This is a genomic window from Methylomonas aurea, assembly GCF_024505045.1.
Lineage (GTDB): Bacteria > Pseudomonadota > Gammaproteobacteria > Methylococcales > Methylomonadaceae > Methylomonas > Methylomonas aurea.
Window position 1 is genome coordinate 1 of the sequence record NZ_JANIBM010000016.1, and the last position, 21,452, is coordinate 21,452.

The following is a 21,452-nucleotide window of genomic DNA, read 5'->3' on the forward strand; positions in this document are numbered from 1 at the left end:
CCCGGCAATCGCTAATAAGTCGAGATAGTCGTCGAAATCATCGAAAAATTCGGCGAAAATCAGCAAAGTGGTTTCTGTTTCCGGATGCGTGTCCAGGTAAATGCATTCGTCTATCAGTGCATTCAGGCAGGATTCGATGCTATTGCCATACTCTACTCGGTAACGAATGCTGTTTCGTTGCTGCTCCCGTTTGGCAAACGGGCAAATGTTGTACGCGATGACAAACGAGTTTAACCAGGCTTGCGTCGCGGCGATGATCTGTTGATTTGACATAACCAATTACTCAAGGTGAAAAAATGCTTCGGCGCTGGTGTTTACTTGCGGTAATTCTGCCTGTTTTGGCAAACGCCGAAGTCTATCGTTGGACTGATGGCCAGGGGCGTAGCCATTATTCGGACCGCAACCACGAAGACGCGCAGGTGTTGCATATCGATCACGGTATCAGCTACTACCGTGTGGAAAAAGTCTTCGACGGCGATACTATTCTACTGAACGATGGCCGCAAAGTTCGGCTGCTCGGTATAAATACGCCGGAAGTTGCCGGCCGAACCAAATCTGCAGAATCGGGAGGCGAGCGGGCGAAGCAATGGTTGAAATCCAAGTTGGAACAACGAAAGGTGTTTCTGCAGGGCGACGTCGAAAAACAGGACAAATACCAACGCACGCTGGCTTACGTATTCGACGAAAACAAGCAACTGGTCAATCTGGAGCTGGTGAAAAACGGTTTGGCGACAGTCAATATTTATCCGCCAAATCTGAGATATGTTGCAGCCTTGTTGGCGGCGCAGGATGAGGCGGAGCGTAACAATATCGGCATATGGTCCGACCCGGCTTACACCCCGATCGCGGCCGAACGGTTGGATCAGACCAATTACCAGGGGTGGAAGCGTTTGACCGGTAAGGTAATTTCGCTGAAACGAACCGCGAAACATAGCTATTTGCTGCTGAGCGATGCCGTTTCAATCGCCATCGATCCGGCCTCAATGGCATTGTTTCCGAATTTGGAGAGCTATGTCGGCAGGCAGATTGAGGCGCGCGGCTGGGCGAGGCGTTCCAAAGACCGCTTCTATCTGACGGTAAGGCACCCTGCCGATATTCGAAGGTTGCCGTAGCGACTTATTCTTCTTCGGCAAATAATTCCTGGATCATTTGCTTTTCTTCGTCGTTCAGGATGGATTCCGCAGAAAACCAGCGGGTACGTTGAAAAATAGCGTCCTCGGATTCTTTGCGCAGTGCCGCCCGGCGGTCGGTCTCGCGCCGTTCGGCTACCCGGCGTTCGCCCATACGCCGCTCTTGCTTGGGCCACAATAAATATTGCTGTTGAATGAAGGCAATCCATTCTTCCGAATTAAACGGGAACGGATTGGTCCGTCTTTCTTGTTGGCGGCGCGCAGTGCGGCGCCGTGCCGAGAAATCGCTATTCATTGCTGGCACTACCATTGGTTCCTCAAGCCGCACCTGCTTATCCGGCAATGCAACTCGATAAGGTCTTAAACAGTAATCGATATGCTCGTTGAGTAATTGCTTCAGTCGGGCGACTTACAACCATGGGTACAGCGTATTTTTAAATATTTGAACCGAGACGATATCGATATCCCGAATTCAGATAATTGAAAATTCGATAAAGTTCCGTTCAAACCATTGAGGTAACCTGACTTGACATTTAGGTTACCGGGTTTTGCCGGATTGCGACAGTTTTTTGGGAAACAGCTTATTTCATGCCGCGTTCGCTCTTGTCCGTCCTCAGTCAAGCGCGGCCAAAGCGGTAGCGTAATCGGGTTCGTCGGCAATCTCGGCGACCAATTGGGTGTAAACCACCTTGTCGTGTTCGTCGATAACGACGATTGCCCGCGCGGTCAGACCGGCCAATATGCTGTCGAGCAGCTCGACGCCGTAGTCGTGGGCGAAACTGGAGCGAAAGGTGGATAGCGGTACCACATGTTTTATGCCTTCAATTTCGCAGAAGCGGACTTGAGCGAAGGGCAAGTCGGCAGATATGGCAAATACCACAGTATTCGGCAAATGAGCCGCTTTTTCGTTGAACTTGCGGGTAGAGGCGGCGCAAGTCGGCGTGTCCAGGCTCGGAACGATATTCAATACCTTACGTTTACCGGCGAACTCCGCCAAGCCCACATCCTGCATTTTCCGGTTGGTAAGCAGAAAGTCCGGGGCTGGGCTGCCGACCGCGGGTAACTCGCCGACGGTATTGATGGGTTTGCCTTGGAAGGTGATGGTGGCCATTCTGGGCTCCTGTAGAGGTTGTTATTTTTATTTCTTCCGCTTGCTGAAGTCGATCAAACGTTTGCGCTTTTTGATTTGCCGTTCGCTGAGCGGGTTTTTTCGGCCTTGAAACGGATTTTCCGGCGATTTGAATACCAAACGTACCGGCGTTCCTTTTAACTGCAGTTGGTCGCGGAAATAGTTCATCAAATAGCGTTTGTAGGCGCCGGGCAGGGCATCGGTTTGTACGCCGTGAATTACTACTACAGGCGGATTGCGCCCGCCCTGGTGGGCGTATTTCAATTTGATCCTGCGGCCGCCGACCAGCGGCGGTTGATGCGCTGCTAGCGCGTCGGTCAAGATTCGGGTCAATAACGGCGTGGACATATCGACCATCGCCGAATCGTACAAGCTGTGCACGACGTCGAACAATTTGCCGACGCCGCTACCGTGCAAGGCCGAGATCGGATGCTTTTCGGCAAAGTCCAAAAACGACAGCTTCATTTCGATTTGCTTTTTGACGAACTCGCGGTGCTCGGCGTTGAGCCCGTCCCATTTGTTCAGACCGATAATCAATGCGCGGCCGGCTTCCAATACTAACCCCAGAATATGCGCATCCTGATCGGTAACGCCTTCGCGGGCGTCGATCAAATAGATCACGACATGGGCTTTTTCGATTGCTTGTAGCGACTTGATGATGCTGAACTTTTCCACAGTCAACGACACTCGGGAGCGGCGGCGCATGCCGGCGGTGTCGATCAGCGTGAATTTTTTGCCGTCGCGTTCGAACGGGATATAAATGCTGTCCCGAGTCGTGCCGGCTTCGTCGAATACCACGACGCGTTCTTCGCCGAGCAAACGGTTGACCAGCGTCGATTTGCCGACGTTGGGTCGACCGACGATGGCGATGGCGATGCCGGGATCTTCTTCCTGAATCTCCTCAGGTTGCGGCGGCAACAGTTCATCGATTCGCCCTAGCAATTCGTGTACGTTACGGCCGTGGCTGGCGGCAATCGGTACCGGTTCGCCGAGCGCAAGACTATAAAAATCGTGGGTGACCGTATTGCTGTCGATACCGTCGATTTTGTTGACGACCAATACCACCGGTTTGCCTAATTTGCGCAGCATATCGGCGATGGCTTCGTCGGAGGCATTGATGCCGTCGCGGGCGTCGACCATGAAGAACACGACGTCGGCTTCCTGCAACGCGATTTCGACCTGTTTCTTGGCGAACGCGTCGATACCTTCCTGGTCGTCGGTGATGCCGCCGGTGTCGACCACCAGGCAATCGCGCTCGCCGCGTTTGACCCGGCCGTATTGGCGGTCCCGGGTCAGGCCCGGATAGTCGGCTACCAGCGCCTCGCGGCTACGGGTCAGGTAATTGAACAGGGTGGATTTGCCGACGTTGGGCCGGCCTACTAAAGCAATAACGGGTAACATCGAATTATCGGGCCTTTAATGCGGCGAGGGTGCCGTCTTTGGCGTAAATGTAAACAGTGTCGTCCACGACTACCGGTTTGGCCTCAATCGCCGCTTTGCTGACCTGGATTCGTGCCAACTGGCGACCGTCGGTCACCGACAGCCAATGTACGTAACCTTCGAAATCGCCGACCACGACATAGCTTTGGTAAGCCACCGGCGCGGTGAGGTGGCGGTTATGCAGATCCTTTTGTTTCCACAACGAAGCGCCGCTGCGTTGGTCTAGCTGCCAAACGTCGCCCTGGGTATCGCTGATATAGATGTAACGGTAATCCAGACTCAGCCCGGTATAGGACGACACGGCTTCGTTGCGCCACAATACATCGCCGTCGATTTCGGAAACCGAAGAAGCGCCGCCGGTAAAACTGGCGACATAGATCGCACCGCGGCTGGCGGCGGGATCGGCGTCGAGATCGACCAATCGTTCGACTTCGGAGCGGCCGCTGGGAATTGCAATGGTGGCTTCCCAAACCGCTTTGCCGTCGCTGAGTTGTAACGCTTGCAGTTTGCCGTTGGCGGCGCCGGCAATGACGTTGCCTTCGATGATAATCGGCGTACCGGCACCGCGAATGCTCAAAGCCGGAACGCTGTGTTCGGAGGTCCAAAGCAAACCGCCGTCGCTTTCGCGCAAGGCCATGATTTTGCCGTCGGTGGTACGGATAATTACCGTGCCGCGGCTGATTACCGGAGTGGCCTGCACTTCGCTGGGCACGTCGGTTTTCCAGCGTTGTTCGCCGCTGGCTCGGTCGAAGCCGATGACTTCGCCGGTGTTGGTTCCCATCACTACGGTATTCACGCCCAAGCCGGGGCCGGCGGAGAAACTGTAGTCGGTATCGGTCTCCCAGGCCAGATTGCCGCTGGCGGCATTGCGCGCTTGCAGATGGCCTTTATAGTCGGCGGCGTAAACCGTGCCGTCGGCCACGGCAGGTATCAATTTAAGGTACTTTTCGTCGGCGCCGGTACCGACCGATTCCTTCCAGACCGTTTCCAGTTGCAGTTCCGGGGTGTATTCCTGCAGTGTCGCCGGCGGATCGGCATTGTCGTCGTCGCCCATTACATAGTCCGTTATCCCGGAGATAAAATCCCGGCCGGCATCCAGACCGGCGCATCCGCCCAATAGCAACGGGCCGGCGACCAGTGTGGCGAGCGTCAGGTATCTGGCTTTCCTTATTTGCATGGCCTAAACGAAACGGTGTTCAACAGCGTTAATTGGCGGCAGTCGGCGCAACCGCAGGGGCGGCGACGTCGTCCAATTTGAATTGAGTCAGCGGCGTGGCTTGGCCCGTTCTGATCGCACTTTGGTAAGCGCTACGCGCTTCGTCGATTCGGTCCAGTGCGACGTACAGATCGCCCTGCAATTCGTCGTAGCTGGCCGAGAAGCCTTCGGCTTTGGCCGAATCGACTTCGGCGATCAATTGCAAGCCTTGCTCGTATTGGCCGGTCGCCAGCATCAGTTGGATCAAACGCAGTCGGGCTACGTGTTTCAGCGGTTCGCTAGCCGCGGTTTGGATTGCCTGTTTCAGCACGGCTTTGGCGCCTTCCAGATCGCCTTTTTGCACTTTGACTTTGGCTAGTTGCAGATGAGCGTAATTGGCGTAGGCGGTGGAAGCAAACTCGGTCGGCAGGCGTTCGGCCAGCTTTTCGGTCGATTCGCTGTTATCCTTGGCGGCACTTTCCAGCATCTGCTGGTACATTTGCGATGCCTGGCTGCGTTGGTTGGTCTGATGGTTTTGCCACATGTTCCAGCCGGCGACCAATACCAAGGCCGTGACCACGCCGGCGATCAGCGACGTTTGGTTGGCCTCCCACCATTTTTTCAACTGTTCCAGTTGTTCTTCTTCGGTATCGTAAATTGCCACGGTGTTTCTCTTATCTTTCCAGGTTACAGGGATTGAGGTTGATGCCGGTCCCGCAGGAATTGCAGGAGTTGGCTGTGGTCGAGCGTGCGTTGTTCCTGATCGGCGCGCAAGGGTTTCAACGCCACCTCGCTGCGGGCGGCTTCGTCGTCGCCGATGACGATGGCGTATTCCGCTCCGGATTTGTCGGCTTTTTTGAACTGGCTTTTAAAGCTGCCGCCGCCGCAATTGACTTGTAATTTCAGATGCGGCAACTGATCGCGGATGGATTCCGCCAGGCGCATGCCGGCGGCTTCGGCCTCGCTGCCGACCCGGATCATGTATACGTCGACGCTAGCTGCAACCGGAACCGTTTCCAGCAGCTCCAACAACGCCAGTATGCGTTCCATGCCCATCGCAAAACCGATCGCATGGTTGGCTTTACCGCCCAGTTGCTCGATCAATCCGTCGTAGCGGCCGCCGGCGCAGATGGTTCCTTGCGAGCCGAGCCGTTCGGTGACCCATTCGAAAACGGTTTTACCGTAATAGTCCAGGCCGCGCACCAGTCGGGTGTTGATGGTGTAGGCGATACCCAAATCGTCCAACGTTGCTTTCAAGCTGTCGAAATGGGCCAGGCTTTCCGCGCCCAAATGTTCCAGTAACACCGGGGCTTGTTGCAGCATCGCCTGCATTTCCGGATTCTTGCTGTCCAGGATGCGCAGTGGGTTGGTCTCCAGCCGGCGTAGGCTGTCTTCGTCCAGCAGGCTCAGATGTTGTTTGAAATATTCGACCAGTGTGCCGCGGTAGGCCAATCGCTCTTCGCTGGTGCCCAACGAGTTGATTTGCAACTCCACCATGTCGCGAATGCCCAGGCGTTTCCACAAGCGGTCGGTCAACAATACCACTTCGGCATCGATATCCGGCCCCGGCATGCCGTAAGTCTCGACGCCCAACTGGTAGAACTGGCGGTAGCGGCCTTTTTGCGGACGCTCGTGGCGGAACATCGGGCCGTAATACCACAAGCGGTGGCTTTGGTTGTGCAACAGGCCATGCTCGAGGCAGGCGCGCAGGCAGCCCGCGGTGCCTTCCGGGCGTAATGTCAACGAATCGCCGTTACGGTCTTCGAAGGTATACATTTCTTTTTCGACGATGTCGGTGACTTCGCCGATCGAGCGTTTGAACAATTCGGTTTTTTCGACGATGGGCAGACGAATTTCCTGGTAGCCGTATCCCGCCAGTACTTGGCGGGCCTGGCTTTCGAGCCATTGCCAGTAAGGCGATTGCTCGGGAAGAATGTCGTGCATGCCGCGGATGGCCTGAATGGCCTGTTGTTGTTTTGCCATGGATTTACTGCGGAATTATTTACTGATCGCGGTTCTAACTTGTTGCGCTTCCTTGGAAGCGGGAAACGAGCCTAGTAGTTGCTCGCGGTATTCTTCGGCCAGCTTGCCGTTGCCCAGCGCGCGTTCGGTTTGGAACGCGATCCACAGGCTTTCCGGGGTGTGTTTGGCAACGCCCAGATAGCGTTCCATAAAAGCCCGCGCCGACATGAACTGCTGGTTTTGGTAGCTGATGCGCTGCATTTCCAGCAACGCCGGCGCATAGTCCGGTTGCGCCTGTAACGCCCGCCGGAAATAAGTTTCAGCTTGGCTGAAATCGTTTTGTTTGACGTGGCACAGGCCGATATTGGTCAGTGCAAACCAGGGCCGGTTATTCATCGCCGATTCCAACGAGGCATTCAGTAATTCGAACGCCTTGTCGTATTTGCCGCGGTCGCATAAGAAACGGCCATAGTTGCTTTTGATACTGAAGCTTTCCGGGTCTTTTTGCATCGCATTGCGGTAGCTGTCGTCGGCGGCATCGTAGTCTCTGATACGCTCGTAAAATACTGCCAGCGTATTATGTATCTCAGCATTGCCCGAATCGAGGCGTACGGCCGTTTCCAGTTTCTCTCTCGCCACGTCGAGCATACCCATGTCCAGGTAACGGGCGCCCATCTGTAAATTCAATTTGGCCTTGTCGGCCGAACTCAACGTTTCCCGGCTGGCCGGCATCAGGCCGCAACCGCCGGCCAAAAATAGCCACAGCAGCGTTGCCGGCAGGTTTTTAACCGACATGCGCCGCTTCCTGGGCTTGCAGTTTCAGATGTCGGCGGCTCTTGTCTTGCACCTGTCCCACCAGTTGGCCACAGGCCGCGTCGATATCCTCGCCGCGGGTTTTGCGGATCGTGGTGACGATGCCGGCGTTATGCAGAATGTCGCGAAACTTAAGAATTGCGCTCTGCGCCGAACAGCGGTAATGGGATTGCGGAAACGGATTGAACGGAATCAGGTTTAATTTGGACGGTACGTCTTTCAGTAATTTGACTAATGTATGCGCATCGGCTTCGCTGTCGTTGACGCCGTCCAGCATCACGTATTCGAAAGTAATGTGTTTGCGCGGCCCGGTTTTGGCGTAAGCCCGGCAGGCCTCCATCAGTTCTTTCAACGGGTATTTGACGTTGATCGGCACCAATTGGTCGCGCAATGCGTCGTTCGGTGCGTGCAGAGAAACCGCCATGCTGACGTCGCACACCGCATTCAAACGTTGCATCGCCGGCACGATGCCGGAAGTGCTGATCGTTACCCGGCGTTTGGATAGCCCGTAACAGAAATCGTCCATCATCAAATTCATCGCTGCTACGACGTTGTCGAAATTCAGCAGCGGTTCGCCCATGCCCATCATCACCACATTGGTGATGCGGCGTTCCGGGCCAAGGCGTTGTTGCGCCAAATAAAGCTGGCCGATGATTTCGGCGGTCGACAGATTGCGATTGAAGCCTTGTTTGGCGGTGGAGCAGAAGGTGCAAGCCAACGCGCAACCGACTTGCGACGAGATACACAATGTGGCCCGGCGTTCCTCGGGGATGTAAACGGTTTCCACCCGGTTGCCGCACTGCATTTGCATCGCCCATTTGCAGGTGCCGTCGCTGGCCAATTGTTCGGCGACGATTTGCGGCGCTTTGATTTGGCAGTTCTCGCTGAGGTAAGCGCGCAAGGGTTTGCTCAGGTTGGTCATCCGCTCGAAGTCGGTGACGCCTTCCTGATAAATCCATTTCAACACCTGGGTGGCGCGAAACGGCTTTTCGCCGAGTCCGACAAAAAAGGCCTGCAGGCCCTTTCTGTCGAAATCGAGCAAATTGATCGGATCCGGTTTAGCGGATGCGGTCGCAGAGTTCATCGGCGGAGAAGAAGTAAGCGATTTCTCTTGCTGCGGATTCCGGCGCATCGGAACCGTGCACCGCGTTTTCGTCGATGCTGACCGCGAAGTCGGCGCGGATGGTACCGGGCGCGGCTTCTTTCGGATTGGTGGCGCCCATCAGCTCGCGGTTTTTCAACACGGCGTTTTCGCCTTCCAGCACTTGCACGATGACCGGGCCGGAGGTCATAAAGCTGACCAGGTCTTTGAAGAAACCACGTTCCTTATGCTCGGCGTAGAAGCCTTCGGCTTGTTCTTGGCTCAGTTGCAGCATTTTGGATGCAACGATGCGCAGACCGTTTTTTTCGAAGCGGCTGACAATTTCCCCAATCACGTTTTTAGCGACTGCATCAGGCTTGATGATTGAGAAAGTACGTTCAATTGCCATTGTTTAACTCCCGTAGGCTAATGTTAAGAAAAGATTTTCGTATTATATCGCGTCCGGCGGGGTGTTGAAAAACGCCCCGCCGAATATCGTGGCTGGGGCCGCCGCGGCGGCCGGTTCGAAGTGGTTGGTTTTCGGTTTAAATGGAAACTCTGCCGTCGCGGCGGTCGCCGCCGTAAAACCAGTTCACCAGCATGCGGGTGCCGGTTACTGCGGTAAATACCGAAGTGGCGATGCCTATCATCAGCACCAGCGCAAAACCTTTCACCGGACCGGTACCGAAACCGAACAGCAGCACAGCAACGATGAAATGGGTGACGTTGGAGTCGAGAATCGTGGCGAAAGCTTTTTCGTAACCGGTGAAGATACTGGCTTGCAAGCTCAAACCGTTACGCAGTTCCTCCCGAATCCGTTCGTTGATCAAGACGTTGGCGTCTACGGCCATGCCGACCGTCAACACGATGCCGGCCATGCCGGGCAAGGTCAGCGTTGCTTGCAGCACCGACATGATCGCAATCAGCAGCACCACGTTGAAAAACAGTGCGAAGTTGGCGATCAAACCAAATGCGCGGTAGTAACCAATCATGAAAAACACCACCAGGAAGAAGCCGGCGGTGATCGACATCATACCTTGGTCGATGTTTTCCTGGCCCAGGCTTGGACCCACGGTACGTTCTTCGACGATTTCCACCGGAGCCGCCAGCGCGCCGGCTCTGAGCAGCAGCGCCAAGGTGCGGGCTTCTTCGGGGCTATCCAGGCCGGTGGTCTGGAAGCGTTTGCTGAAGCTGTCGCGGATGGTAGCGACGCTGATGACCTTTTCGACTTTTTCCTTGTGCTGGACCTTTTCGCCGTTGACTAGACGGGTTTCGGATTTATATTCAATGAAGACTACGGCCATCGGCTTGCCGATATTTTCCTGGGTCATCTTGCCCATTTTCTTCGCGCCGGCGCCGTCCAAGGTAATGAACACCGCTGCCTGGCCATCCTGGTCCAGACCCGACGAAGCGTCGGTGATCTGGTCGCCGGTGACGATTACAGCGCGTTTTAATAACACCGGATTGCCGTTCTTGTCTTTATAGAGGCGACTTCCCGCAGGCTCGTGTCCGCTCAAAGCCGATTGCACGTCATGTTCGACGTCGACTAAACGGTATTCCAGCGTCGCCGTAGTGCCCAGCAGCTCTTTGGCGCGGGTGGTGTCTTGCACGCCGGGCAACTGTACGACGATGCGGCTGTCGCCCTGTTGCTGAATGATCGGTTCAGCTACACCCAGTTCATTGACTCGGTTACGCAGCGTCGTGATGTTTTGGCCCAACGCCGATTTCTTGATCTCGCGCAGGTCGCGTTCCGGAATGGACAGGGTGAATTCGTTGGGTCCGCTTTCTGCCAATGCCAGATTGCGGAAATCCTTGTTCAACACCGCGGCCGCAGCAACCCTCGATTCTTCGTTGGGCAGTACGACTTTGATGCCTTGGTCTTCTTTGGTTACCGACTGGTAACGAACCTTGGCGTCGCGGAATGCGGTACGGATGTCGTTGGTGTAACGTTCTTCCGCTTGCTTCAGTGCGCTGTCCATGTCTACTTCCAGCAGGAAATGCACGCCGCCGCGCAAGTCCAGGCCCAGATGCATCGGGTTTGCACCCAGGGTTCGCAGCCATTCCGGCGTAGCCGGAGCCAGATTCAGCGCCACGGTGGCTTTTTCGGCCAATTGGTTACGCAACAGATCGGCCGCTTTCATTTGCTCGTCGGTGTTATTAAACCGGGCCAGGATTTTGCCGTTCTCGAATTCGAACGCTTTAAGCGTGAAACCCGCGTTTTTGATGGTCGCGGCAACTTCGTCGGCCTGGTTCTGCTGCAACGGCGCCGAAGTGGACGAGGCCAGTTGCACTGCCGGGTCGTTACCGTAAATGTTGGGTAACGCGTAAATCGTGCCGATCAGCAAAATGATCAGCACCAGAGTGTTTTTCCAGACAGGGAAATGATTTTGCATGGTTATTCCGTTAAAGCAGTAACAGCCGGACTGTTGCGGGTAAAAGCGGGAAGTAAACGGGTTACGACGGTCGGGTTTAGGATTTTTTGTTGTTCAAGGTTTTGTAAGTGCCTTTTGGCATCATGCTGGCGATGGCGTGGCGTTGTACTTGAATAAAGCTGTTGTCGGAGACTTCCAATTTGACGAAGTTATCGTCCAGATCCGCGACTTTGCCGAGTATGCCGCCGCTGGTGACCACTTCAGCGCCTTTGGTCAGTGCCGCAAGCATTTGTTTCTGCTCTTTATTACGTTTCGCTTGGGGACGAATAAACAGAAAATAGAAAAATATCAGAATGCCTAGCGGAAACAGCATGCCCTCGAAGCCCGGTTGTTGAACGGCAGGCGCAGTCTGAGCCATTGCGTCGGAAATCAAAAAACTCATATTAATCCTCGTGTTGTTGTCGTTGTTTTAATGGTCCGGCTCGGCGGACAAGCGGCCATTATGCCACATTAGGCCGGCTAAACGCATGCCGGCGGGCAATTGCGAACCTGCGGCTTATTTCAAAACGCGGCCGATAGCTTCACCGAGCTTGACTGCGCAGCCGGCCTGTAACTCGCCGTTCCAAGCGGTAAAGTCTTTGCCGAATAAGACGATGATGGTCGATCCCATATTGAAGCGGCCCATTTCGGCGCCTTTTTCCAGCAGCGGCGGGTTGTCCGGATACTGCCAAGTCCGCGGTGCGCTGATCGACGGCGGCGTCACCACGCCGTGCCATACCGTTTCGATGCTGGATACGAAAATTGCTCCGACCAATACCAACGCCATTGGTCCGGCCTCAGTCTCGAACAGGCAGGCCACGCGTTCGTTGCGGGCGAATAAATTGGGTACGGTCTCGACCGTGGTGTTATTGACGCTGAACAGGCGGCCGGGTATGTGCACCATTTCCGTTAGCGTTCCGCTCAACGGCATGTGCAGGCGATGGTAATCCTTGGGCGACAGGTAGATGGTGGCGAAACTGCCGTTTTCGAAGGCGGCGGCCCGCTCCGCGTCGCCGCCGAGCAATTCCAGGGCCGAATACTCGTGGCCTTTGGCTTGAAAGATACGGCCGCCGTTAATCGAGCCGGCCTGGCTGATTACGCCGTCGGCCGGGCAGGCTATTGCATCCGCCGCGGCCGTGATCGGCCGGGCGCCGTCTTTCAATTCGCGAGTGAAAAATTCATTGAAGTTGGCATAGTGCTCGAGGTCTTGATACTTGGCCTCTTCCAGGTTGACGCCGTATACCCGGCTGATGGTTCGAATGAACAGGTTTTTCCAGGTCTTGTTCCGACAATGGGTCAAAGTGGCCATCCAGCCCGACAACATGTGGTGGGGCAGGGCGTATTGGGGCAGGACGGTGCAAATCTGTTTTAAGCTCATGGTTCGGGATCGGGTGTTTTGCCGCTAAGGAAGTAAGCGAAGGCGATGACTTCGGCAACGGCGACGTAAAGTTGTTGGGGAATTTCCTCGCCCAGCGGAATCTGTGCCAATATCCGCGCCAATTCCGGCTGGTTTTGCAACGGGACGCCGTGTTTTTCGGCGATAGCCAATATTTGCTGAGCGGTAAAGCCTTCGCCTTTGGCGGTGACTTTGGGCGCGTTTTTGCCGTCGTACTTGAGCGCGACGGCAATGTCGGCGTTATAAAAGGTTCTGCCGCTCACGGAGTCTAAGGCAGCTTTACTGGTGCCGGTGCTTGCCAATTCGGGTTGCGGTGCTCGGCGATCACTGTGGTGTAAATACCGCCGCGTACGTTGAATTCGGCACGCAGGCGCATGAAATTGGGCGAAATCGCCGCGACGATATGATCGAGAATTTCGTTGGTGACCGCTTCGTGAAACGCACCGCGTTCGCGGAAGGTCCACATGTAAAGTTTCAGGGACTTCAACTCCACGCAGAGCCGATCCGGTACGTATTCTATGGCCAGTTTGGCGAAATCCGGCTGGCCGGTCATCGGGCACAGGCAGGTGAATTCCGGGATGTCGATACGGATCGTGAAATCACGGGCCGGACGCGGGTTTTCGAAAGTGGTCAAATCTGAGCTGGGTTGGGTGGTCATCGTATTTTTACTCGGGTAATGAAAATTTGCCGCGAACAATCTGCCGCAAAGGCGAAATTTTACCAGCTTAAGAGTCGGGAATATTAATCTTTTGACTCAGCCTGCCGACTGAGTTCGCAGGGCCGATACGCGAGCGTGTTTGGTTTGCTGCGATACCGGTTCGCGTCGGAAAATCCGAAACAAATAGTGAGCAAAGTCTTGGGCTTGGGTTAAAATTCGAAGTGTAGAGCTCTCGGCTCGACGTTGTTTGATCGAAAAATTCAACCATTGGAGGCGACCATGGAGATCAACCCCAGCCATTCCCAACAAAACGTTGCCTTGAATCAAGTGGCGGGTTCGCGTAGAACCGCTCCCGAAGAACTTGCCGAACGGCCTAAACCGACTGAACAAGAGGGCGCGACGCCCAAAAATCAAGCCGTGTCGGGCGACACTCTTGTGCTATCGGAAGAGTCATTGAAGCGATCGCAAGCCGCGGTTGCGCAGCCTAACGGCAACAGTCCGCAAATTGCCAATCGGGAGCAAGCTCAGCAGGTATTAGGCGAACTGATTTCCGGAGTTAATCGGCAGCCGGGACTAGCAATAGCTGCCCAAGGCAACACTTCTGCAGACCGCGTGCGTACGTTGTTAAACTGATTCCCTTGTTGGCGCAACCCGGTATTCGATACCGGGTTGCGCGAGTTGTTTGGGGGATAGCCGGTCGGCTGGGCTGTTGCAGATGCTACTCGCCCAGTTCGTGTAGCGAAATGTCCGAAAAATTGGCTACCCGATTGCGTCCCGCCTGTTTTGCCCTATACAAAGCGGCGTCGGCAGCCTGTAGCAGCGCCGAAAAATTCAAACCGATACTGTCCGAGCCGGCGATGCCGATGCTGATCGTGCTGGTTATGGTTTGGCCTTGCCAATGGGTCGGCCGCGAGGCTTGCATCTGGCGCAGCCTTTCTGCCAGATGGGCGGCTTCTTTTTCGTTGGTGCAGGGCAGAATCAGGCAAAACTCTTCGCCGCCGTAGCGCGCCAGATAATCCTCGCCGCGAATCTGACTCTTGGCGTTTGCTATCAGTTGTTTCAATACTTGGTCTCCGGCTTGGTGACCGTGGGCGTCGTTGATAGTTTTAAAGTAGTCAACGTCCAACATTAGTACGGCCAGGGCCTCTTTGCGCCGCGCGCTTCTCGCCAGCAGTCGCTGGCATTCCAGGTCCAGGCTGCGCCGGTTCCAGGCGCCGGTCAGGGCGTCGATTGCCGCCAAGTTTTCCAGTTCGGCTGCCATCCGGTAGTTCACCATCAAGACAAAGCCGAAGCTCAAGAAAAGCTGGATGATGCTGCCGGCAAAAAACATCAGCGGATTGAGCGGCATCGGATTGAACAGGCCGTAATCCGCAGCCGGCGCGAAAAATATCGATACTGCTCTGGCGACATAAACCAACCCCAGCACGGCGAAAGATGCACCCGTCAGCCAGTGCGCGGTTCTCTGGTAGGATGCCAGCGGAATCAGCAACGAGCGGGCGCAGGCGAAATTGATGACGGCAAAGATCAAGGAATTGGCAGTGGCGCGCCATTGCGTATTGGGTTCGAACAGCGTAAACCAAGTGCTGACGCCAATCACCAAACCGACCGCCAGCATTAGCCAGTGGCACCGGCAGGGCCGGTTTTTGAACGCTTGAATTCCCAAGAACTGCAAAGCGGAGCCGGCCGCCAGAAATGTTGCGCCGGCAACGATATTCCAACCCGGCTGCGGCGTTAACGCCGGATACGCCAGGCCTGCGCCGAAGCTGATAAACAGGCTGGCCATCGACCAGTGGCGGAGTCCCTTAATGCCGCGGGCGTGCAGACTGGCGACCAACAGCAGGATCGAAAGTAAAAAGCTGAGCACGGCAATCATTACCATCATCGTGCGCAGGTCGAGGTTCATCGAATCAATCCATTTTTGGCCGGTTAGTAATGCTTCGGCAGCAACGTTTTAGGGGCGGCGGAAGGATAGTCGAAATTTTCGCACGTGAAGCGGTAAATTCCATAGCCCGATTTGCATTCAGCGCGTAAGCTTCGGCCAGCAACCTAAAATCCATTCCAATCCCCGTCCCATTTCGGGGATAATGCGCCGTTTTGTAGTCGGTCTTGAACGCGCCAACCAGTCATGAAGCTGGAGAAAATCAAACTTTCTGGATTCAAATCCTTCGTCGATCCCACCACGATTCCGATCAACGGCAATCTGACCGCGATCGTCGGCCCCAACGGTTGCGGCAAGTCCAATATCATCGATGCAGTGCGCTGGGTGATGGGCGAGAGCTCGGCCAAGCACTTGCGCGGCGGCAATATGGCCGACGTGATTTTCAATGGTTCGTCCGGCCGCAAACCGGTCAGCGTGGCCTCGGTGGAGTTGGTATTCGACAACAGCGAAGGCAAGGCCGGCGGCGAATACGCCAAATATGCGACGATTTCGATCAAACGCCAAGTCAGCCGCGACGGCCAGTCGCTATTCATGCTCAATGGTTCCAAGTGCCGACGCAAAGACATCACCGATTTGTTTTTGGGGACCGGCCTGGGCTCGCGCAGCTACGCGATTATCGAGCAGGGCACGATTTCGCGGATGGTGGAAGCCAAGCCGGAAGATCTGCGGGTCCACATCGAAGAAGCAGCTGGGGTATCCAAATACAAGGAACGCCGTTCGGAAACCGAAACCCGCATGCGTCACACCCGGGAAAATCTGGAACGCTTGAACGATCTGCGCGACGAGGTGGAAAAGCAGATCAAAAACCTGGCTCGGCAAGCGGAAAAGGCCGAAAAATACACCGAACTGAAAAAACAGGAACGCCGGTTCAAGCAGGAATTGCTGGCGATGCGCTGGCGTAATTTTCAACGTTCCGCGCAACAACTCGAAGCCAAGTTGCAAAGTGTCGCTGAAGAACACAATCGTTTGTTTGTGTTGTTGCGCGATACCGAGAAGGCGATGGAGTTGAAGCGTAGCGAACAAAGAGCTCAGCAGCAGCATCTGGACTCGACCCAAGCTGAATATACCACGCTGGTGGCCGAGGTCAGCCGTCTTGAGCAAACCATCAAGCACAATCAGAAGAGCCACGAAGAGACCTTGATCGAGATCGAGCGCTTGAAGCAACAAGCCGAGCAAGCCCAGGCCGAATGCGAGGAGGATAGGCAGCAACTCGAGGAGATCCGGCAGACGTTATTGGAGGCCGAAGAAACCATGGTGGTGGCCAAGGAGCGCGAGGAGGATTTGTTGGGTATCCAACAGGACGCGCATCTGCAAAAACAGCAATGGCAGCAGCAATGGGAGGCTTTTCTGGCCGAAAACGCCGGTTACCGGGAGCAAGTCGAAGTGCAGCGCACCAAGCTGGTTCAGTTGGAAAATCAGAGCCGGCAGTTGCAGACAAGGCTCGATAAATTGCACAGCGAACGCCACGGTTTGGCCGATACCCAGTTGCAATTGGAATTGGAAACTTTGGATAGCAGCATCGAACTGATCGAGGCTGAGCGCCGGCAGTTGCAGCAGGAGTTGGACGCGTTACTGCAACGTATCGGTCAGTTGCGGCCGGAAATCAAGCAGATTCAGGAACGGTTGCACGCCGATCGCGCCGAACTGCAAAAGGTCAACGGCAAGATCAGTTCGCTGGAATTGTTGCAACAACATGCGATGGGCAAGGATAAGAAAGAGCTCGGTGCTTGGCTGGAGCAAATGGGTTTGGAACAGCAACCGCGCCTGGCGGAATTCCTGGAAGCCGACGAAGGCTGGGAAACGGCGGTCGAAACCGTGTTGGGCAGTTATCTGGAAGCGATCTGTATCGAGAGTGCCGATGCAATTTTGGCCGAGCTGCAAGAGCTGAACAAGCAGTCGCTGGTCGTGTTCGAGACCCATCCGGCGGCCGCAGTTGCATCGAACGGTGCGGATACTCTGGCCGGCAAGGTTCGCAGCCGGTGGCGTCTGGACAGTTTATTGAGTGGAATTTATTGCGCCGAATCCATGCGGCAGGCGCGGCAACTGCCGCTACAGGCGCACGAGTCGGTGGTGCTGCCGGACGGCACTTGGCTGGGCCGCGACTGGATCAAGGTCAGCCGCGGCAGCGATAGCAAGGCCGGCGTGTTGCATAGGGAAAAAGAATTACGCGAGTTGAAATTGCGTCAGGGCGAACTGCAAATGGCAATCGCCGAACAAGAACAGCAATTGGAGCATTGCGAACACGACTTGAAGGTCGCGGAAGGCCATCGCGAGCAATATCAGCAGAAAGAAAAATTGTTGAGTGCCGAGTTTTCGGCAAAAAGCGCCGAATACAGCGCCCAGGCCGCGCGTTTCGAACAACAAAAGCGTCGTCTGGAACAGTTGGACCATGAAGTCGAGGAGATCGGCCAGCATTTAGCCGAGGTGGTCGAGAGCATCTCGGAAGCGGAATTGGCCAAACAGGACGCTGAACAAGCTTTGGGCGATTTGGGCGACCGTAAGACCGAGTTGGAGCGACTCAGTCAGGAATTGCAGGCTAGGCAGCAGAACACCGACGCTTCGGTCGATGAAGCTCGCCGGCATTTGCATCGTTTGCATGCCCAGATCGAGTCGTTGAAATCGTCGGAGATTCTGACCGCCAAGCAGATCGAGCGCCTGCAAGTGCAACACCAGCAAGCGGCCGACCGCATCGTCGAGTTGGAAAACAAATTGCAATATGCGTTGGCGCCGTTGGACGAGGAGCGTATGCAGTTGGAAGAGTTGTTGGAAAAAAAACAACAATTCGAGGACGGCCTGCGCGCCGAGCGCCAAGCGCAACAGGCTAGCGAACAATCCGTCAGCCAGTTGGCCGAACAATATTCGCAAACTCAGCGCGCGTTGGAGAAGCAAAAGGAAGCTTTGGACCAAATTCGTTTCGAACAGCAGGACAGTAAAGTTAGGCAACAAACCGTGGCCGAACAATTGGCTGAAGTGGATGCCGATCCGGAGGTGATACTGGCCAACTTGCGCGAGGGCGCCAGCGAGAGTCAATGGAAGAGCGAGGTCGACGATCTGGCCGAACAAATCGAACGCTTGGGCTCGATCAACTTGACGGCGATCGAGGAATACAAAACCCAGTCGGAGCGGATGAAGTTCCTGAATGAGCAGCACGATGATCTGGTCGACGCGCTGAACACCCTGGATCAAGCGATCAGCAAGATCGACCGCGAGAGTCGGCAACGCTTCAAGGAAACCTTCGACAAGATCAATAACGGGCTGAAAGAAAAGTTTCCGCGCTTGTTCGGCGGCGGCCAAGCCTATCTGGAATTGACCGAAGACGATTTGCTGGAAGCCGGTGTCAACATCATTGCCCGGCCGCCCGGGAAACGGAACAGTTCTATCCATTTGCTGTCCGGCGGCGAAAAAGCGTTGACTGCGGTGGCTTTGGTTTTCTCCATTTTCGAACTGAATCCGGCGCCGTTTTGCTTGTTGGATGAAGTCGACGCGCCGCTCGATGACGCCAATGTCGTGCGGTTTTCGAAGATGGTGGAAGACATGTCGGCAACCGTCCAATTTTTGTACATTTCACACAACAAAGTCACAATGGAAATTGCAAAACATCTGGCAGGTGTTACCATGAAGGAGCCTGGGGTATCCCGAATGGTGGCGGTGGATATTGATGAAGCGGTAAGCATGGCGGAAAACTGATGGATAAAGAATTATTAAGAGTCGTGATTATTTTGATCGGCGTGCTGGTGATGATCGGCATGGTGTTGTGGCATTTCGTCAAATCGTTGCGTTACAAACGCGCCGCCGACGATTACTACGACGACGACTCTTACGACGACAGAACCGTGGACGAATTTGCAGTCGAGGACGATGAAGATGGCCTCGGCGTGTTTGACATCGGCGACGATTTGGTTGATGGAGATGCGCTGTTAGACGACAAGGCCATCAAGCCGTCGCCAAAAGCTGCGGTTGCCGCCCGGCGCGAGCAGGAGAAACCTGCCGTTGCTCCCGTTCCGCCGGCCAGCCGCAACCACTTGCCGATTTTAATCGAGTTCAGCATCGTCGCCCGGGCCGATCAGGGTTTTAACGGCGAAGACTTATTCGACGCTTTCGAACGGGTCGGATTGCGTTACGGCAGCGTCAGAGTGTTCGAGCGGGTGGATGCGAACCGGATGGTGGACTTTGCCGTGGCCAGTATGGTCGATCCTGGTACCTTTCCCGATACCGGTTTGGACGAGTTCTATTGCCCGGGTATCGTATTTTTTATGCAGCCGCGCGAAGTCGATAACCCGTTGGCTGTGTTCGACGACTTCATGGAAACCATAGACACCCTGGCCGAAGAATTGGACGGTGTGGTCTGGGATAACCAACGGCAACCCTTGACCGCCGAAACCGTTGCCCAATTCCGGGAAATATTGGCCACGGCTTAAACCCGCCATCCGGCGGCAGGGCCGCCGCCGCAACGTCATTGCAACCCAACGTATTATCAAGAAACTAAGTGGATCAAAAACATATCAGAAATTTCTCCATCATCGCCCATATCGACCACGGGAAATCGACATTGGCGGACCGGTTCATACAAATTTGCGGCGGACTCAGCGACCGGGAGATGGAAGCTCAGGTTCTGGATTCGATGGACCTGGAGCGGGAGCGTGGCATTACCATCAAGGCGCAAAGCGTTACCCTCGACTACAAAGCCGGCGACGGCGAAACCTACCAATTGAATTTCATCGACACTCCGGGCCATGTCGACTTTTCCTACGAAGTGTCGCGTTCCTTGGCTGCCTGTGAAGGCGCCTTGCTGGTTGTCGATGCCGCTCAGGGGGTAGAGGCGCAGAGCGTGGCCAACTGCTACACCGCGATCGAGCAGGGCCTCGAAGTGGTGCCGGTATTGAACAAGATCGATTTGCCGTCCGCCGAGCCGGAACGGGTGATGGCCGAGATCGAAGATGTGATCGGTATTCCAGCCGACGATGCCTGCCAGATCAGCGCCAAGACCGGCCTGAATGTGGAGTCGGTGCTGGAGCAACTGATCCAAAAAATTCCGCCGCCAAGCGGTAATGCGGACGGGCCGTTGCAGGCCTTGATCATCGATTCCTGGTTCGACAATTACCTCGGCGTGGTGTCGTTGGTGCGTATCGTCAACGGCTCGTTGAAACGCAAACAAAAGATCACCGTGATGTCGACCGGCAAGTCTTATCCGGTCGACAAGTTGGGCGTGTTCACGCCTAAACAACTGGAAAAGCAAGAGCTGGCAACGGGTGAGGTCGGTTTTATCGTCGCCGGTATCAAGGACATTTTCGGTGCGCCGGTCGGCGATACCATTACTGCGACCGACAACCCGGCTGCAGAGGTGTTGCCCGGTTTCGAAAAGGTACAGCCGCGGGTGTTCGCGGGCTTGTATCCGGTCAGCTCCGATGATTTCGGCGCAATGCGCGAAGCTTTGGACAAACTACGGCTAAACGATTCGGCGTTGAATTACGAGGCCGAGACCTCGCAGGCGCTTGGTTTCGGCTTTCGTTGCGGCTTTCTCGGCATGTTGCACATGGAAATCGTGCAGGAAAGACTGGAGCGCGAATACAACATCGATCTGATTACCACCGCGCCGACCGTAGTCTACGAAGTCGAGACCCACAACGGCGAAGTGGTGATGGTGGATAATCCGGCGAAATTGCCGGATCCCGGTACCATCGAAGAGATTCGCGAGCCCATCATTTTGGCCAACATTCTGGTGCCGCAAACCTATTTGGGTAGCGTGATCAATCTATGCGTCGAAAAACGCGGTAACCAAAAGAACATGCAATACGTCGGAGGCCAGGTTTCGTTGAATTACGAATTGCCGATGAGCGAGGTAGTGTTGGATTTCTTCGACCGGTTGAAGTCGGTCAGCCGGGGTTATGCCTCGTTCGATTACGAATTTCTCCGTTTCGATCCGGCGCCGTTGGTGAAACTGGATGTATTGATCAACAGCGATAAGGTCGACGCGTTGTCGATTATCGTCCACCGCGACCAGGCGCAAAACCGCGGCCGCGATTTGGTCGAGAAAATGAAAGATTTGATTCCGCGACAAATGTACGAAGTGGCGATCCAAGCCGCGATTGGCTCTAAAATTATTGCTCGCTCCACGGTCAAGGCCATGCGCAAGAACGTAACGGCCAAATGCTACGGAGGCGATATCACGCGTAAGAAAAAGCTGTTGGAAAAGCAGAAGGCCGGTAAGAAACGGATGAAGCAGGTCGGCAGTATCGAGATTCCGCAGGAAGCGTTTCTAGCGGTGTTGCAAGTCAATAAAGAGTAACGGCAATAGTTT

Annotated in this window: 21 protein-coding genes; 5 read left to right on the forward strand and 16 right to left on the reverse strand. The window is 55.1% G+C overall.

Going from position 1 to position 21,452, the window contains the following annotated elements; all coding sequences use genetic code 11:
• Window positions 1-273, reverse strand: a 273-nt coding sequence (locus NP603_RS13470) for a DUF1415 family protein (RefSeq protein WP_256611412.1), incomplete at its 3' end; no start/stop codon positions are given.
• Window positions 274-296: 23 nt separating this feature from the next.
• Between NP603_RS13470 and NP603_RS13475 the strand changes: the two genes are divergently transcribed.
• Window positions 297-1,112: a thermonuclease family protein gene (locus NP603_RS13475; protein ID WP_256611413.1), complete on the forward strand. Its 816-nt coding sequence runs from the start codon at window positions 297-299 to the stop codon at window positions 1,110-1,112.
• A gap of 4 nt (window positions 1,113-1,116) precedes the next feature.
• Here NP603_RS13475 and NP603_RS13480 read toward each other — a convergent pair whose 3' ends face one another.
• The 14 genes from NP603_RS13480 to queF all read right to left on the reverse strand — a co-directional run bounded on the left by NP603_RS13480 (window position 1,117) and on the right by queF (window position 13,215).
• Window positions 1,117-1,434, reverse strand: coding sequence for a hypothetical protein (locus NP603_RS13480; RefSeq protein ID WP_256611414.1), 318 nt, complete (start codon window positions 1,432-1,434; stop codon window positions 1,117-1,119).
• Between the two features lie 309 nt (window positions 1,435-1,743).
• Window positions 1,744-2,241, reverse strand: coding sequence for a thiol peroxidase (gene tpx, locus NP603_RS13485; protein WP_256611415.1), 498 nt, complete (start codon window positions 2,239-2,241; stop codon window positions 1,744-1,746).
• A gap of 27 nt (window positions 2,242-2,268) precedes the next feature.
• Window positions 2,269-3,660 (reverse strand): ribosome biogenesis GTPase Der, encoded by a 1,392-nt coding sequence (der, locus tag NP603_RS13490; protein WP_256611416.1) that lies wholly within the window; start codon window positions 3,658-3,660, stop codon window positions 2,269-2,271.
• A gap of 4 nt (window positions 3,661-3,664) precedes the next feature.
• Entirely contained in the window at window positions 3,665-4,876 is a 1,212-nt protein-coding gene (gene bamB / locus NP603_RS13495; RefSeq protein ID WP_256611417.1) for an outer membrane protein assembly factor BamB, read from the reverse strand.
• 28 nt (window positions 4,877-4,904) lie between these two features.
• Complete coding sequence (locus NP603_RS13500) at window positions 4,905-5,558, reverse strand: YfgM family protein (protein ID WP_256611419.1); 654 nt, start codon at window positions 5,556-5,558, stop codon at window positions 4,905-4,907.
• A 23-nt stretch (window positions 5,559-5,581) separates the two neighbouring features.
• The gene (hisS, locus tag NP603_RS13505; RefSeq protein WP_256611420.1) at window positions 5,582-6,877 is read right to left on the reverse strand and encodes a histidine--tRNA ligase; all 1,296 of its coding nucleotides are present in this window, start codon (window positions 6,875-6,877) and stop codon (window positions 5,582-5,584) included.
• A gap of 15 nt (window positions 6,878-6,892) precedes the next feature.
• Complete coding sequence (pilW, locus tag NP603_RS13510; RefSeq protein ID WP_256611421.1) at window positions 6,893-7,651, reverse strand: type IV pilus biogenesis/stability protein PilW; 759 nt, start codon at window positions 7,649-7,651, stop codon at window positions 6,893-6,895.
• Window positions 7,641-8,753 (reverse strand): dual-specificity RNA methyltransferase RlmN, encoded by a 1,113-nt coding sequence (gene rlmN, locus NP603_RS13515; protein ID WP_256611422.1) that lies wholly within the window; start codon window positions 8,751-8,753, stop codon window positions 7,641-7,643. The genes pilW and rlmN overlap by 11 nt, the downstream gene beginning before the upstream one ends.
• Window positions 8,728-9,159, reverse strand: a complete 432-nt coding sequence (gene ndk, locus NP603_RS13520; RefSeq protein WP_256611423.1) for a nucleoside-diphosphate kinase — start codon at window positions 9,157-9,159, stop codon at window positions 8,728-8,730. Before ndk ends, rlmN begins: the two co-directional genes overlap by 26 nt.
• A 136-nt stretch (window positions 9,160-9,295) precedes the next feature.
• Window positions 9,296-11,143 (reverse strand): protein translocase subunit SecD, encoded by a 1,848-nt coding sequence (gene secD / locus NP603_RS13525; RefSeq protein ID WP_256611425.1) that lies wholly within the window; start codon window positions 11,141-11,143, stop codon window positions 9,296-9,298.
• A 76-nt stretch (window positions 11,144-11,219) separates the two neighbouring features.
• Window positions 11,220-11,564 carry a preprotein translocase subunit YajC gene (gene yajC / locus NP603_RS13530; protein ID WP_256611426.1) on the reverse strand — a complete coding sequence of 115 codons (345 nt, stop codon included), beginning with the start codon at window positions 11,562-11,564 and terminating at the stop codon, window positions 11,220-11,222.
• A 114-nt stretch (window positions 11,565-11,678) separates the two neighbouring features.
• Complete coding sequence (asd, locus tag NP603_RS13535; protein ID WP_256611427.1) at window positions 11,679-12,539, reverse strand: archaetidylserine decarboxylase; 861 nt, start codon at window positions 12,537-12,539, stop codon at window positions 11,679-11,681.
• The gene (locus NP603_RS13540) at window positions 12,536-12,820 is read right to left on the reverse strand and encodes an EscU/YscU/HrcU family type III secretion system export apparatus switch protein (protein WP_256611429.1); all 285 of its coding nucleotides are present in this window, start codon (window positions 12,818-12,820) and stop codon (window positions 12,536-12,538) included. The genes asd and NP603_RS13540 overlap by 4 nt, the downstream gene beginning before the upstream one ends.
• A gap of 5 nt (window positions 12,821-12,825) precedes the next feature.
• Window positions 12,826-13,215 carry a preQ(1) synthase gene (queF, locus tag NP603_RS13545; RefSeq protein WP_256611430.1) on the reverse strand — a complete coding sequence of 130 codons (390 nt, stop codon included), beginning with the start codon at window positions 13,213-13,215 and terminating at the stop codon, window positions 12,826-12,828.
• A gap of 279 nt (window positions 13,216-13,494) precedes the next feature.
• Between queF and NP603_RS13550 the strand changes: the two genes are divergently transcribed.
• Entirely contained in the window at window positions 13,495-13,848 is a 354-nt protein-coding gene (locus NP603_RS13550) for a hypothetical protein (RefSeq protein ID WP_256611431.1), read from the forward strand.
• A gap of 85 nt (window positions 13,849-13,933) precedes the next feature.
• Here the strand turns inward: NP603_RS13550 and NP603_RS13555 are convergent, their stop codons facing one another.
• Complete coding sequence (locus NP603_RS13555; protein WP_256611432.1) at window positions 13,934-15,118, reverse strand: GGDEF domain-containing protein; 1,185 nt, start codon at window positions 15,116-15,118, stop codon at window positions 13,934-13,936.
• Window positions 15,119-15,340: 222 nt separating this feature from the next.
• On the opposite strand from NP603_RS13555, the gene smc reads away from it, so the two are divergent.
• From smc to lepA, 3 genes are all read left to right on the forward strand, one after another.
• On the forward strand, window positions 15,341-18,841 hold the full coding sequence (gene smc / locus NP603_RS13560; RefSeq protein WP_256611433.1) for a chromosome segregation protein SMC: 3,501 nt from the start codon (window positions 15,341-15,343) through the stop codon (window positions 18,839-18,841).
• Window positions 18,841-19,572, forward strand: a complete 732-nt coding sequence (locus NP603_RS13565; RefSeq protein ID WP_256611434.1) for a cell division protein ZipA C-terminal FtsZ-binding domain-containing protein — start codon at window positions 18,841-18,843, stop codon at window positions 19,570-19,572. The genes smc and NP603_RS13565 overlap by 1 nt, the downstream gene beginning before the upstream one ends.
• A gap of 68 nt (window positions 19,573-19,640) precedes the next feature.
• Window positions 19,641-21,440, forward strand: a complete 1,800-nt coding sequence (gene lepA / locus NP603_RS13570; protein WP_256611435.1) for a translation elongation factor 4 — start codon at window positions 19,641-19,643, stop codon at window positions 21,438-21,440.
• The last annotated feature ends 12 nt before the right edge of the window (window positions 21,441-21,452 follow it).

Coding starts and splice junctions, on each gene's coding strand:
- NP603_RS13475 (WP_256611413.1), top strand. CDS start 297: ATGCTTCGGCGCTGGTGTTTACTTGCGGTAATTCTGCCTGTTTTGGCA.
- tpx (WP_256611415.1), bottom strand. CDS start 2,241: ATGGCCACCATCACCTTCCAAGGCAAACCCATCAATACCGTCGGCGAG.
- der (WP_256611416.1), bottom strand. CDS start 3,660: ATGTTACCCGTTATTGCTTTAGTAGGCCGGCCCAACGTCGGCAAATCC.
- bamB (WP_256611417.1), bottom strand. CDS start 4,876: ATGCAAATAAGGAAAGCCAGATACCTGACGCTCGCCACACTGGTCGCC.
- hisS (WP_256611420.1), bottom strand. CDS start 6,877: ATGGCAAAACAACAACAGGCCATTCAGGCCATCCGCGGCATGCACGAC.
- pilW (WP_256611421.1), bottom strand. CDS start 7,651: ATGTCGGTTAAAAACCTGCCGGCAACGCTGCTGTGGCTATTTTTGGCC.
- rlmN (WP_256611422.1), bottom strand. CDS start 8,753: ATGAACTCTGCGACCGCATCCGCTAAACCGGATCCGATCAATTTGCTC.
- ndk (WP_256611423.1), bottom strand. CDS start 9,159: ATGGCAATTGAACGTACTTTCTCAATCATCAAGCCTGATGCAGTCGCT.
- secD (WP_256611425.1), bottom strand. CDS start 11,143: ATGCAAAATCATTTCCCTGTCTGGAAAAACACTCTGGTGCTGATCATT.
- yajC (WP_256611426.1), bottom strand. CDS start 11,564: ATGAGTTTTTTGATTTCCGACGCAATGGCTCAGACTGCGCCTGCCGTT.
- asd (WP_256611427.1), bottom strand. CDS start 12,539: ATGAGCTTAAAACAGATTTGCACCGTCCTGCCCCAATACGCCCTGCCC.
- queF (WP_256611430.1), bottom strand. CDS start 13,215: ATGACCACCCAACCCAGCTCAGATTTGACCACTTTCGAAAACCCGCGT.
- NP603_RS13550 (WP_256611431.1), top strand. CDS start 13,495: ATGGAGATCAACCCCAGCCATTCCCAACAAAACGTTGCCTTGAATCAA.
- NP603_RS13555 (WP_256611432.1), bottom strand. CDS start 15,118: ATGAACCTCGACCTGCGCACGATGATGGTAATGATTGCCGTGCTCAGC.
- smc (WP_256611433.1), top strand. CDS start 15,341: ATGAAGCTGGAGAAAATCAAACTTTCTGGATTCAAATCCTTCGTCGAT.
- NP603_RS13565 (WP_256611434.1), top strand. CDS start 18,841: ATGGATAAAGAATTATTAAGAGTCGTGATTATTTTGATCGGCGTGCTG.